We start from the raw sequence: 13,786 nt of genomic DNA, 5'->3' as shown, positions 1-13,786 counted from the left end.
CAGCAAATCTTTTGAATAGCTAAACTTTCGACATTCAAATCATTAAGAGAGATGAAAGTAACCATAGACGGTCAAAGTATTGACGTAGAGCCAGGAACTACCATCCTGCAGGCTGCACGTATGATTGGAGGAGATCTGGTTCCGCCAGCCATGTGTTATTACTCAAAACTAAAAGGAAGCGGCGGAAAATGCCGTTGCTGTTTAGTTGAAGTTTCCAAAGGAAGTGAAGCTGACCCAAGACCAATGCCAAAATTAATGGCTTCCTGCGTAACAGGATGTATGGACGGAATGGAGGTCAACAGTAAATCTTCTGACCGCGTGACAGAAGCCCGTAAATCTGTAACGGAATTTTTGTTGATCAATCACCCGCTGGACTGCCCAATTTGTGATCAGGCCGGAGAATGTGATTTGCAGAATTTAAGTTTTGAACACGGAAATCCAAAATCACGTTATATCGAAGAAAAAAGAACATTTGAACCGGAAGATATCGGTCCAAATATTCAACTGCACATGAACCGTTGTATTTTATGTCAAAGATGTGTACAAGTTGCAGATCAATTGACAGACAACAGAGTCCACGGCGTATTGGATCGTGGAGATCACGCTAATATTTCTACAGGAATCTCAAAAGCAATCGACAATGAATTCTCAGGAAACATGATTGACGTTTGTCCTGTTGGAGCTTTAACAGATAAAACTTTCCGTTTCAAATCAAGAGTCTGGTTCAACAAACCTTACAATGCACACAGGGAATGCACCACTCCGGGATGCTGTGGTAAAACTACCGTTTGGATGTTTGGAGGCGAAATTCAGCGTGTTACGGGTCGTAAAGATGAGTACCATGAAGTAGAAGAATTTATCTGCAACAGCTGCCGTTTTGACCATAAAGATGTTAATGACTGGGTGATTGAAGGACCAAGAGAATTTGAAAAAGATTCTGTTATCAACCAAAACAACTACACTCAAAAATTAGAGAAAGTACAAATCAACACCGAAAAGAATATTCTTTTGGGTAGAGATGTTGACCGTAAAAAGATCAGTATGGCTGAAATTCCGTTAAACGCTAACAACAAAAATTCTTAACGATGGTAGATAGTGCATTTATTTTAGAGAAAAGCGTTGTTATTGTAGTGGTATTTGCCGTAACGATGATTATGGCCATGTATTCTACCTGGGCAGAGCGTAAAGTTGCTGCTTTTTTGCAGGATCGTGTAGGACCAAACCGCGCCGGATGGGGAGGATTATTGCAGCCTCTTGCTGATGGTTTAAAATTATTTTCGAAAGAAGAATTTTTCCCGAATACACCAAACAGATTTTTATTCGTTGTAGGGCCGGCAATTGCCATGAGTACTGCTTTGATGACCAGTGCTGTTATTCCGTGGGGAGACAGACTACATCTTTTTGGAAGAGATATTTTATTACAGGCTACCGATATCAACATTGCTTTGTTATACTTCTTTGGCGTTGTTTCAGTTGGAGTTTACGGAATCATGATTGGTGGATGGGCATCAAACAACAAGTTCTCATTGATGGGAGCGGTTCGTGCTGCTTCACAAATGGTTTCTTATGAAGTTGCTATGGGATTGTCGATGATTGCCTTGTTGATGATGACCGGAACTTTAAGCTTAAAAGAAATCTCTGAGCAACAGGCCGGAATGAACTGGAATGTTTTTTATCAGCCTTTGTCTTTTCTTATTTTCCTTATCTGTGCCTTTGCAGAAACCAACAGAACACCTTTTGATTTGGCAGAATGTGAATCGGAATTGATTGGCGGATACCATACTGAATATTCATCTATGAAAATGGGATTCTACTTATTTGCTGAATATGCCAATATGTTTATCTCTGCGACTATTATTTCAGTATTGTTTTTTGGAGGATATAATTATCCGGGAATGCAGTGGATGGTAGAAAATGTTGGTGTAAATACAGCTAACATATTAGGAATAGCAGTTTTATTTGCTAAAATATGTTTCTGGATCTTTTTCTACATGTGGGTTCGCTGGACGATTCCGAGATTTAGATATGACCAGTTAATGAATTTGGGATGGCGAATTTTGATTCCCTTGTCAATTGCAAATATCATCGTAACCGGAATTGTAATTTTAAGACACGATCTGGCTGCTTTCTTAGGGTTCTAATAACCGTAAAGCCCTAGCCCTGATAGCAGCGGCATCCTTTTATGGTGGGGTTCACCATAAAAGATACAGCGGATAGCAGGATTAGCTACTAAATAAAAAATGAAATAGATTGGATTTGGTCTAATCATCAAATTGAATCACAAAATATACTTTAAATGTCAATAGAAACTATATCATTATCGGGTAGAAAAAAGTTGGTCTCTAATAAAGAGATGACTTTTTGGGAGCGATTGTATCTTGTGGCGATTGTAAAAGGGTTATTGATTACGATCAAACACTTTTTCAAGAAAAAAGCTACTATTCATTACCCGGAACAAGTTCGTGAAATGAGTCCTGTTTACCGTGGCCAGCACATGCTGAAACGTGATGAACAAGGACGGGAAAACTGTACTGCCTGCGGTTTGTGTGCTTTATCATGCCCTGCTGAAGCGATTACTATGAAAGCTGCCGAGCGTAAAGCTGACGAAAAGCATTTGTACAGGGAGGAAAAATATGCCGAGATCTACGAAATCAATATGCTGCGCTGTATTTTTTGCGGTTTATGTGAAGAAGCCTGTCCAAAAGATGCTATCTATCTGACAACTTCAAAAGTATTGGTTCCTTCGAGTTACGAAAGAGAAGATTTTATCTTTGGAAAAGACAGATTAGTGATGCCTTTGGAAATGGCTATCAAAAATGCTCAACTTAATAACGCTAATTAAATGATACATATTCCTGATCTTGCTCACGCAACTACTGTACAAGTTATATTTTGTTTCTTAGCTTTTATTACAATTGCAACCGCTTTTATGACCATTTTTAGCAGAAATCCTATTCATTCTGCGATTTATTTGGTAATTTGTTTCTTCTCGATTGCAGGTCATTATTTATTATTAAATGCTCAGTTTTTAGCTATTGTACATATTATAGTCTATTCTGGTGCGATTATGATTCTTTTTCTGTTTACGATCATGTTAATGAACCTGAACGAACGCCATCAGGTACACAGGCCGAGAATTACCCGTTTGGGAGCCATCGTTTCTTTCTGTTTAATTCTTATTGTATTGATTGCCATTTTTATCAACTCCAAGCCAATTGTTGGTGGATATGACTCAACCGGAGAGGATTTCCAGTCTATTAAAGTTTTGGGTAAAATATTGCTGAACGAATATATGGTCCCTTTTGAATTTGCTTCGATTTTGCTTTTGGTGGCAATGATTGGAACAGTATTATTGTCTAAAAAAGAAAAATTAAAATAATGGATAATATATTAAATCAAATAGGTATAGAAAACTACATCTTTTTAAGTGTTGTACTTTTTTGTATTGGTATTTTTGGTGTATTGTACAGACGAAATGCTATTATTGTTTTCATGTCTATCGAAATCATGCTTAATGCAGTAAACCTTTTATTTGTGGCTTTTTCAACTTATCATCAGGATGCCCAGGGACAGGTTTTCGTGTTCTTTTCGATGGCAGTTGCAGCGGCTGAAGTTGCGGTTGGATTGGCTATTTTAGTTTCGATCTTTAGAAATTTAGGTTCGATTAGTATCGATAATTTAAAAAATTTAAAAGGATAAATGGAAATGGATACCAATTTAGCTTTACTTTTAGTACTTACTCCTTTTTTAGGATTTTTAATCAATGTTTTCTTTGGAAAAAGCTTAGGCAAAACAGTTTCAGGAACAATTGGAACTTTGGCTGTAGCCATTTCTTTTATCGTTACCCTTTTACTTTTTAATCAGATTACCACAACCGGAAAAGCGATAGAGGTTACTTTATTTGACTGGATTCAGATTAGTAACTTAAAAATCAATCTTGGATTTTTATTAGATCAGTTATCAGTTCTTTGGTTATTGTTCGTAACCGGAATCGGATCTTTGATTCACTTATATTCTATAAGTTACATGCACGATGACGAAAACCTGCACAAATTCTTTTCTTACCTGAATTTGTTCGTTTTCTTTATGATTACGCTTGTAATTGGAAGCAACTTATTAGTACTTTTCATTGGATGGGAAGGTGTTGGACTTTGTTCGTACTTATTAATTGGTTTCTGGCATAAAAACCAGGATTACAATGATGCAGCGAAAAAAGCTTTCATCATGAACAGAATTGGGGATCTAGGTTTATTAATCGGAATGTTCATCATCGGATCGATGTTCTCTACATTAGATTATGCAACTTTGAAAACTGCAATTGCCGGGGCTTCAAACTTAAATTTGCCATTACTTTCTTTAGCGGCTTTATGTTTGTTTATTGGAGCTTGCGGTAAATCTGCTCAAATTCCGTTGTACACCTGGCTACCAGATGCGATGGCCGGACCAACTCCGGTTTCTGCTTTGATTCACGCTGCAACAATGGTAACTGCTGGTATCTTCATGGTAACGAGATTAAATTTCGTATTCGATTTAGCGCCAGATGTTCAAACTGTAATTGCTGTTATTGGTGCTATCACTTCATTAGTTGCCGCTACAATCGGATTAGTTCAAAACGATATCAAAAAAGTATTGGCTTACTCTACTGTTTCACAATTAGGATTAATGTTTTTAGCCTTAGGATTTGGCGCTTATGAAGTAGCTGTCTTTCACGTAATCACTCACGCTTTCTTTAAAGCATGTTTATTCTTAGGTTCAGGATCTGTAATTCACGGATTGCATGGCGAGCAGGATATGCGTAAAATGGGTGGGTTGCGTAAAGCAATGCCAATCACATTCTGGACCATGTTGATTTCTTCATTGGCCATTTCAGGAGTTCCGTTTTTTTCAGGATTCTTTTCTAAAGATGAAATCTTATTGACAGCTTTCCACCACAGTATTCCGTTATACGTTGTTGGATCTGTTGCTTCTATTATGACAGCTTTCTATATGTTCCGTTTAATGTTCTTAACTTTCTTTAAAGAATTCAGAGGAACTGAAGAACAAAAACATCATTTACATGAAAGTGGGGCATTGATTACTTTTCCTTTAATGATTCTGGCGATTTTAGCAACTTTTGGAGGACTGATCAGCCTTCCTGGAAACAGCTGGCTAAATGAATATCTGGCTCCTCTTTTCACGAAAGTGGCCGGAGAAGAGCAGCATTTAGGTACCACAGAATATACTTTAATGGGTGTTGCTGTTTTAGGCGGATTATTAGGAATTTTAATTGCTTACATCAAATATTTCAAACAAAATAATGTTCCTGAATCAGATGAAAACATTACTGGTTTAACCAAAGTTTTGTATAATAAATATTACGTTGATGAAATCTATGATGCCATATTTGTTCGTTCTGTAAACGGATTATCAGTATTCTTCAGAGACTATATCGAAACTGGCTTATCGACACTTGTTTTCGGATTAGGAAAAATAACAGACGAATTAGCTTTTCAGGGTAAAAAAATACAAACCGGAAGTATTGGATTATATCTTTTTGTTTTTGTATTAGGTCTTTGTGCCATCGTATCCTATATATTTTTAGCTCAATAATATTTATCACTATGAACGTTTCTACTATATTAATTATACTTTTAATTGGTGCATTTGCCACTTATTTTTCTGGTGACAAACTAGCTTCAAAAGTTGCTTTACTATTTAGTTTAGCAGCTTTAGGATGTTCAGTTGTATTATTGAATAATTATAATGCTGGTGTAAATATCAGTGTAATCTGCAACTGGATTACTCAGCCTAAAATTGCTTTCGCTTTAAATGCTGACGGACTTGGGCTAGCAATGGTTTTATTAACTCTGGCGTTAACCCCGATCATCATATTTTCTTCTTTTGGAAATGAATATAAAAATGCTAAAAGTTTTTATGGATTAATTTTGTTCATGGCGTTTGCAATGACAGGAACCTTCCTGGCTGCTGATGGTTTATTATATTACATTTTCTGGGAATTAGCTTTAATTCCAATTTACTTTATTGCTCTGATCTGGGGTAACGGAGATGCGGACGAACGCAGAAAAGCAGTGGTTAAATTCTTTATTTACACACTTGCCGGTTCATTATTCATGTTAACTGCTTTCATTTATTTATCTCAAAAAGCAAACGGAAGTTTCTTAATTGAAGATTTATATAAATTAGAATTATCTTCCTGTGAGCAATTCTGGATTTTCTTAGCTTTCTTTTTCGCTTATGCTATTAAAATTCCAATTATTCCTTTCCACACATGGCAGGCAAATGTGTACCAAAAAGCACCAACTGTTGGAACAATGCTTTTATCCGGTATCATGCTTAAAATGGGATTGTATAGTGTAATTCGCTGGCAATTGCCGATAGCACCGCTTGCTGCAAAAGAATATCTTTATATTTTTATTGGTTTAGGAATTGCAGGCGTTATCTACGGATCAATCGTAGCTTTAAGACAAAAAGATTTAAAGAAATTATTAGCTTACTCGTCTCTTGCCCACGTAGGATTAATTGCTGCGGGATCTTACACTTTAACTCTTGATGGTTTACGCGGAGCGGTTCTGCAAATGATTGCTCACGGTTTTGTAGTTGTTGGTTTGTTCTACGCCGCTGAAGTAATTTTCAGAAGATTTGAAACCAGAAACATTTCAGAATTGGGTGGTATTCGTACCCAGGCTCCTAAATTTACCTCCATGTTTTTGATTTTGGTATTGGCTTCTGTTGCTTTGCCTGGTACGTTTAATTTTGTTGGAGAATTTACAGTATTATACAGTCTTTCCCAAATCAATATCTGGTTTGCTATTCTTGGGGGAACTACCATTATTTTAGGAGCTTATTATATGCTAAGAATGTTCCAGCACGTCATGTTGGGTGAAACCAATTCTAAAACTTTTGCAGATGTTACCCTCAACGAAGGAATTTCATTTGCTGTAATAATTGCTGTTTTGTTATTCTTTGGTTTCTATTCAAAACCAATTACAGATTTGATTACACCAAGTTTAGAAACAATTTTAAACGTTATCAATAAAAATTAATATTTTAAATAAAATAAATTAGGGCGTTTTAGATTTCCTAAATCAAAAAAACAAAAATGAATACATTAATAGCTATAACAGGATTAGGTGTTTTCTGCCTATTGTTTGAAATTCTAAATTTCAGAAAGGGCATCGTTCCATTTACCATTTTAGGTTTATTGGGTGTATTGGCGCTTAATTTTTATGAATTTGGATCAACAGAAAGTTACTACTACAATATGATAACAGTGAGTAAATTCTCTACTGCCTTTTCATCATTGTTTGTCATCTTAACTATTTTTCTTGTAGCGTTAAGCCATAATTTTTATGAAAACCATCAGACAAAAATTTCTGATTTTATTGCTATAAAAATATTTTTATTAGCAGGAGCCGTTGCTATGGTTTCGTTTGGAAACTTAGCTATGTTTTTCTTAGGAATTGAAATTTTGTCTATTGCACTTTATGTTCTTGCCGCAAGCGAACGTTTGAATCTGAAAAGCAACGAAGCCGGTATGAAATACTTTTTGATGGGATCATTCGCATCAGGAATTATCTTATTCGGAATTTGTCTAATCTACGGGGCAATGGGAAGTTTCGATGTAGTTGAAATCAGCGAATTTTCTTTATCCGCCGAACTGCCGATCTGGTTTCCTATCGGAATGATTTTGGTAACCATCGGAATGTTATTTAAGATTGCCGCAGTTCCTTTTCATTTTTGGGCCCCGGATGTTTATGAAGGCTCTCCTGCCTTGACCACTGCCTTAATGAGTACTTTGGCAAAAGTAGTCGCAATTGCAACTCTGTTTAAATTAATTTCAGGTTTAAATTTAATACCGTCTTTAGAAAATCAGGATCATTTACACACTTTCGAGAATATCATAGTAATTATTTCAATTGCTTCCATGACCGTTGGAAACATCATGGCATTGCGTCAGGTAAATGTAAAACGTATGCTGGCTTTCTCAGGGATTTCTCATGCAGGTTTCATGTTAATGACTTTCCTGACTGTTGCAGCTTCTGCAGGAGTTCTATTATATTATACTGCAGCTTATGCTTTAGCTGGTATCGCAGCGTTTAGTGTAATTTTATATGTATGTAAAAATCAGCATAACGAAGATATTACGAACTTTCACGGTTTAGGAAAAACAAATCCGCTGTTGGCTGCGATATTAACCGGTTCATTATTATCTATGGCCGGGATTCCGATTTTCTCAGGATTTTTTGCCAAATTATTTTTGTTTAATCAAACCATTCAGGCTGGTCATATTATCCTTGTAATAGTAGCTGTCATTAATTCTATAATTAGCGTTGGTTATTATTTCAAACTGATACTGGCTATGTATTCTAAAGAGCCTAATGAGGAGCGCACCGGAAAACCGTTTCTTATTTACGCTGTGGCGGTTGTTTCGATTACACTGAATATTGTTTTAGGTTTATTTCCATCACTAGTTTTAGACTTATTGAATTAAAAATCTCAATCCAGATACATAAAAAATCCATTCTCCCTGAGGATGGATTTTTGCTTTTAAGTGAATTTATTCAGAAGAAAAAATCATGTTAAAAAGTTTACAGAAACAATTGCACATCAAAAAAACTACTTATATTTGACTACAAATAAATGTATTAGAAATATGAACTTCAATTCGAAAAATCCATTTTTAAGCGACAAACGTTTCTCATCAAACGCTGTTTCAAAAGCTGAAGAAGTGCATCAAGCACAAATTATTGATTATAATCAGGATATGACTATATCCGGGACTATCAATAAAACAGCTATTTTATTTTTATTGTTATGTGCCGGAGCAATGCTGACATGGTGGATGGCATTTAACGGAATGAATGCAATGCTGCCAACTATTGGTGGTGCAATTGTTGCCTTTATTTTAGTTTTAATTTCAGCATTCAGACCACAAGCCTCTCCTTACCTGGCTCCAGGTTATGCATTATTTGAAGGTTTGTTTATCGGAGGAATTTCTGCCATTTTCGAAGTTAAATTTCCCGGAATCGTAATTAATGCCGTAGGAGCAACTTTAGTTACATTTTTAGTTTGTCTGGGATTGTATAAATTTAAGATAGTAAAAGTAAACGAACAATTCAGATCAGTTGTGATTGCTGCTACTCTGGCAATAGCAACTTACTATTTAATATCCTGGATTGTTTCTATGTTTACAGACTATACGCCTGTACATCATGGAAATTCACTGATGAGTATCGGAATTAGTGTTTTTGTAATCATTGTTGCTGCACTAAACCTATTTTTGGATTTTGACCAAATTGAAAAGGGTGCCCAGCAAAGAATGCCTAAATTTATGGAATGGTACGGCGCTATGGGATTAATGGTTACCTTAGTTTGGTTATACATTGAATTCCTCAGATTATTATCAAAATTTGCAAGCAGAGATTAATTTCTTCCCAATAATTTAAAAGCCTTTTTGAAATTCAGAAAGGCTTTTTTTATGCCGCTTTTTCAAAAGCTAAAAAATGTGATAAGTCTCCTTTAAGATTAAAAACCGGAAAAGCATGAATATGACAATCATAAGTTTCTGCGTTTTTTTTATAATTTAAAAGTGTCTTTTCAAAAGGAATTTGTTTTTCAATTGCAATTCTGATTTCTTTTAAAACTAAAGCTGAAGTCAAAGGGCCCTGAAACATTTTGGGAAATTTTCCCAAAACTTCTTTTTCAGTATAACCTGTCATTTTAGCAATTCCTTCAGAAGCAAAAATTATTTTTAGTTCCGGATCAGTGATTATAACAACCTCGTCTTTCAATCGTTCATTTATATCTAAATTAGTTAAGTCCCATTTAAATATATTGGAAATACGTTTGATTCTTTTTAAATCGGAAGAAAATGTTTTCAGTTCATTTATGGATTCATAATGAAAATCCCAACTAAGTACCGGAACTGAATAGCAATTTAACTTTGCTTCAGATTCATCAAAAGGTTTTTCAGGTTCATTCATAGAATTCATAAAAATAATTTATATCTTATATTAACCAAAAATCTATAGGAACATTCCGGTTTTTATCCATTTAAAATGCAAACTTCAACTGTACAACTACCGCTTTTTTTTGTTCTGTATTGAGATTACTCAAAGAGATACCCAACAATCTTACAGAATCTTTCATTCGTTCCTGATACAACAGCTCTTCAACAGTTTCAAGAATTAGGCTTTTATCAGAGATAAAATAAGGCAGCGTTTTACTTCTGGTTTGTTGCGTAAAATCGCTGTATTTAATTTTAAGTGTCACTGTTTTTCCTGAAACATTATATCTTTTTAATCTTTTTTCCAGAGAGGCAGCTATTTTTTCTAACTGTTCCAACATAAAAATTTCAGAGGTCAGATTGACATCAAAAGTGTGTTCTGATGCTACAGATTTTGTATTTCGTGAAGGTTTTACTTCACTGTTATGAATACCACGAACCACATAATAATAAAATTTTCCTGATTTCCCGAAGTGTTTTTCCAAAAACTCAAGCGATTTGCTTTTTAAATCTAAACCTGTGAAAATACCCAGCTGGTACATTTTTTCAGTTGTTACCTTTCCTACACCATAAAATTTTCTAATAGGCAAATCTTCCAGAAAAGGAATTACTTCATCAGGATTTACTGTTTTTTGACCATTGGGTTTATTGTAATCACTGGCAATTTTTGCTACAAATTTATTAATTGAAATACCTGCAGAGGCTGTAAGGCCAACTTCATTTAAAATCCGCAATCTGATTTCCTGAGCCAATAAAGAGGCGCTTGGATTTCCTTTTTTATTTTGAGTTACATCAAGATAGGCTTCATCAAGCGAAAGTGGTTCAACCATATCTGTGTATTCATGAAAGATTTTATGAATCTTAGACGAAATTTCTTTGTAGCGATCAAAACGAGGGCGAACAAATATAATTTCGGGACAATATTTTTTGGCCAAAACACCACTTATAGCACTTCTGACACCAAATTTTCTGGCTTCATAGCTTGCCGCAGAAACAACTCCCCTATTTTCTGACCCACCAACCGCAATAGGCTTTCCCCGCAAAGATGGATTATCCATTTGCTCTACCGAAGCGTAAAAAGCATCCATATCGACATGGATTATTTTTCGATAAACCCGAGTTTCAGACATATTGCAAATTTACAGAAGAAGAGCTAATCTGGGCTATCAAAATTTACCAAATGTCTCTTAAGAAAATAAAAATCATTCAATTCCTGATAAAAGTATTTTTTTTATTTTATAATAAAGTTTCGCAATTCAAAATTTCTCAAATAAATTAGCAATATTTTTTAATTTCAAAAAAAATAAAGAATTAAAAAACATTATAAGTTTTTTTATATATCAATCATTGCGAAAAATATTTTTATATATTTGTCATAATGAAAATGAATTATACTATATTTTGACAGCAGGACAACATTGATTAATGCAGGAGCAGATGCTAATAGTAAAATACAGGGAGACTGAATTGAAAATCACAGCTAGACAAATAATATCATGAAAAAAGCACAAGTTTTAAGAACTTAATCATTGTGCCCATCATGTTTTAAAATATTATCAGAAAAACAAAAAGCTGGCGTAAATAGATGCGAATCTTTTTGTTATCATGATGAACTATCTAAACCAAAAAACCAATTTACCAATTAAATCACCTTCCCCCGGGTGATTTTTTTACTTTTAAAAATAACTATTCCTGAAAATCATAAAGTTACAAATCAAATAAAACGTAAATCAACTGAAAATCAAAAAGGTATTATTGATTTCAGCTTAACTTAACAACGTTTTCCCTCACATACATTAAACTTAAGAAAGTAATTTATGAATTGTGTGTTTACTCATGTTTCATTTGGATACTATTATAATTTCATTATTTTTGTTTTTTTTTAAAATTAACAGAAAAAAAGTTACAGCATGGGAAAGAAATCAGCGTTGATAATTGGACATCCTGGTCATGAATTAAGAGCGTTCAAATTTTTAAAAGATTTAAAACCAGATGTTTACATTATAACAGATGGGTCCGGACAAAACAATGATTCGAGATTACATCAGTCTATAAAGCTAATAGAGTCATTAGGTGCAACATTCAAAAATTCTTTTTCCCCGTTTACTGATAAAGAGCTTTATAACATTATTTTATCTGGTGACCTGGATAAAATTAAAAAGGCAAAAAATCAACTACTATTCTCGGTAAAAGAAAGCAATTACGATGAAATATATGGTGACGCATTAGAGGGGTTTAATCCAACCCATGATATTTGCAGATACATGATTAATGGGATTGTTGATGAGTTGCAAAACATAAATCCTTCAAAGTCGATTCAAAATTACGATTTCGTACTTGACAAAGCACCAGATGTTTTGTCACAAAAAGAAAGCCCTAACACTTTATCTCTTGAACTTAATGAACTTGAACTTAACATGAAAATAAAGGCTGGACTTAATTATCCTGAATTAAAATCAGAAATAGAGATGGCTATTGAACGCTTCGGTATTTCATCCTTTGCCTGGGAATTCTACGGTCAAATTACAGACTTAAAACAAATTATTAACTGGGAGACGGACTATCCTTATTATGAAGAAGTAGGAAGAAAAAGAGTGGCATCAGGAGCATATAAAAATTGTATTGAGTTTGAGAAACACATCAAGCCAATTGCTGAAATTTGTCTGATGCATAATAATTAATTAAGTAATGAATATTTTAATTACAAATTATGTTTTAAACAAACCCTCTGGCACAGAAACATATGTACACGATTTAGCCATAGAATTATATAAACGCGGACATCACGTTGAAGTATTTACTTATATAATGGGTCACCTGGCAGAAACATTGTTACAACAGGGAATACACGTTTGTACGGATTTAAAAAAAATAAAACAGAAACCTGATTGTATCCATGCCCATCACAATTTAACTGCCATAAAAGCTGCACGCTTCTTTAAAAAAACACCTATTCTGTTTTTTATCCATGACAGGACAAATGTAATGGACTATCCTTTTAAACATCCTAACATTTTACAATATGCCGCTGTAGATTATAATTGCAAAGAACGTTATTGTCTTGAAAATGGGTTTGCAGATGAGGATGTTGAAGTAATTTATAACTGGGCAAATTTATCACGTTTTAAACAAAGAGAAGTTATTTCGCCAATACCAAAAAAAGCTTTGGCCTTTTCTAATTATATGTCTCAAACAGATATTTTTCCGCCGATAAGAGAAGCCTGTTTATCTCAAGGCATCGAAATAGAATTGATTGGCAGCGGTAATCATAATGCTACTATGATCCCTGAAGATATTCTTGGACAATATGATATTGTGTTTGCAAAAGCTAAAGCCGCAATTGAATCTATGGCTACCGGTGCAGCAGTAATTGTATGTGATTTTAGAGGATTGGCTGGGATGGTGACACCAGAAAACATGTCACATTACAGAAAATATAACTTTGGAATGAAACTGATGACCCGTAAAATACAAACGGATCTCATTGTTAATGAAATCAGGAAATATGATTGTGAAAACATTTCTAAAGTCTCAAATTTTATTCGGAAAGAAGCTGATTTTCTCTCCATAGTGACCCAATTAGAACAAGTTTACTTGAGAATAATCAGAGAATATGATAATAATAAGCGGGGAAAATACAAAATTAATTACTATAATTATCTGACTATTAAAAAACTAGCATTTAAAAGAAGTATAAAAATACAAACGAAAAATTTAAAAAAAAAATCTAAACTCTACAACTTTTACAAAAGCTTAAGGAATAGAAAGTAATGTGGAATG

Annotated in this window: 13 protein-coding genes; 11 read left to right on the top strand and 2 right to left on the bottom strand. The window is 34.3% G+C overall.

The window, feature by feature from the left end; genetic code table 11:
* The first annotated feature begins 51 nt into the window (after positions 1-51).
* The 9 genes from GXM17_RS13495 to GXM17_RS13455 all read left to right on the top strand — a co-directional run bounded on the left by GXM17_RS13495 (position 52) and on the right by GXM17_RS13455 (position 9,427).
* Positions 52-1,083: an NADH-quinone oxidoreductase subunit G gene (locus GXM17_RS13495; RefSeq protein ID WP_163399852.1), complete on the top strand. Its 1,032-nt coding sequence runs from the start codon at positions 52-54 to the stop codon at positions 1,081-1,083.
* A gap of 2 nt (positions 1,084-1,085) precedes the next feature.
* The gene (gene nuoH, locus GXM17_RS13490; protein ID WP_163399851.1) at positions 1,086-2,141 is read left to right on the top strand and encodes an NADH-quinone oxidoreductase subunit NuoH; all 1,056 of its coding nucleotides are present in this window, start codon (positions 1,086-1,088) and stop codon (positions 2,139-2,141) included.
* 155 nt (positions 2,142-2,296) lie between these two features.
* Positions 2,297-2,842: a NuoI/complex I 23 kDa subunit family protein gene (locus tag GXM17_RS13485; protein WP_163399850.1), complete on the top strand. Its 546-nt coding sequence runs from the start codon at positions 2,297-2,299 to the stop codon at positions 2,840-2,842.
* Positions 2,843-3,379 (top strand): NADH-quinone oxidoreductase subunit J family protein, encoded by a 537-nt coding sequence (locus GXM17_RS13480; RefSeq protein ID WP_163399849.1) that lies wholly within the window; start codon positions 2,843-2,845, stop codon positions 3,377-3,379.
* Entirely contained in the window at positions 3,379-3,699 is a 321-nt protein-coding gene (gene nuoK / locus GXM17_RS13475; protein WP_110346628.1) for an NADH-quinone oxidoreductase subunit NuoK, read from the top strand. The genes GXM17_RS13480 and nuoK overlap by 1 nt, the downstream gene beginning before the upstream one ends.
* Before the next feature lie 6 nt (positions 3,700-3,705).
* Positions 3,706-5,589, top strand: a complete 1,884-nt coding sequence (nuoL, locus tag GXM17_RS13470) for an NADH-quinone oxidoreductase subunit L (protein ID WP_163399848.1) — start codon at positions 3,706-3,708, stop codon at positions 5,587-5,589.
* 11 nt (positions 5,590-5,600) lie between these two features.
* Positions 5,601-7,043 carry a complex I subunit 4 family protein gene (locus GXM17_RS13465; protein ID WP_163399847.1) on the top strand — a complete coding sequence of 481 codons (1,443 nt, stop codon included), beginning with the start codon at positions 5,601-5,603 and terminating at the stop codon, positions 7,041-7,043.
* A 56-nt stretch (positions 7,044-7,099) separates the two neighbouring features.
* Entirely contained in the window at positions 7,100-8,491 is a 1,392-nt protein-coding gene (locus GXM17_RS13460) for an NADH-quinone oxidoreductase subunit N (protein ID WP_163399846.1), read from the top strand.
* Between the two features lie 162 nt (positions 8,492-8,653).
* Positions 8,654-9,427: a Bax inhibitor-1/YccA family protein gene (locus tag GXM17_RS13455; RefSeq protein ID WP_163399845.1), complete on the top strand. Its 774-nt coding sequence runs from the start codon at positions 8,654-8,656 to the stop codon at positions 9,425-9,427.
* Positions 9,428-9,476: 49 nt separating this feature from the next.
* Here the strand turns inward: GXM17_RS13455 and GXM17_RS13450 are convergent, their stop codons facing one another.
* Together GXM17_RS13450 and dinB are read right to left on the bottom strand one after the other, a co-directional pair.
* Positions 9,477-9,992, bottom strand: coding sequence for a PAS domain-containing protein (locus tag GXM17_RS13450; protein ID WP_163399844.1), 516 nt, complete (start codon positions 9,990-9,992; stop codon positions 9,477-9,479).
* 61 nt (positions 9,993-10,053) lie between these two features.
* Positions 10,054-11,136 carry a DNA polymerase IV gene (gene dinB / locus GXM17_RS13445; protein ID WP_163399843.1) on the bottom strand — a complete coding sequence of 361 codons (1,083 nt, stop codon included), beginning with the start codon at positions 11,134-11,136 and terminating at the stop codon, positions 10,054-10,056.
* 780 nt (positions 11,137-11,916) lie between these two features.
* Here dinB and GXM17_RS13440 point away from each other — a divergent pair.
* Both GXM17_RS13440 and GXM17_RS13435 read left to right on the top strand, forming a co-directional pair.
* Positions 11,917-12,687: a hypothetical protein gene (locus GXM17_RS13440; protein ID WP_163399842.1), complete on the top strand. Its 771-nt coding sequence runs from the start codon at positions 11,917-11,919 to the stop codon at positions 12,685-12,687.
* A gap of 7 nt (positions 12,688-12,694) precedes the next feature.
* The gene (locus GXM17_RS13435; RefSeq protein ID WP_163399841.1) at positions 12,695-13,777 is read left to right on the top strand and encodes a glycosyltransferase family 4 protein; all 1,083 of its coding nucleotides are present in this window, start codon (positions 12,695-12,697) and stop codon (positions 13,775-13,777) included.
* Positions 13,778-13,786 lie beyond the last annotated feature (9 nt).

The sequence above is a fragment of the Flavobacterium fluviatile genome (assembly GCF_010645065.1).
In the GTDB taxonomy this organism is placed as follows: domain Bacteria; phylum Bacteroidota; class Bacteroidia; order Flavobacteriales; family Flavobacteriaceae; genus Flavobacterium; species Flavobacterium fluviatile.
Note: the sequence above shows the minus strand (reverse complement) of the source record. Positions and strands in the feature narration are given on the sequence as shown.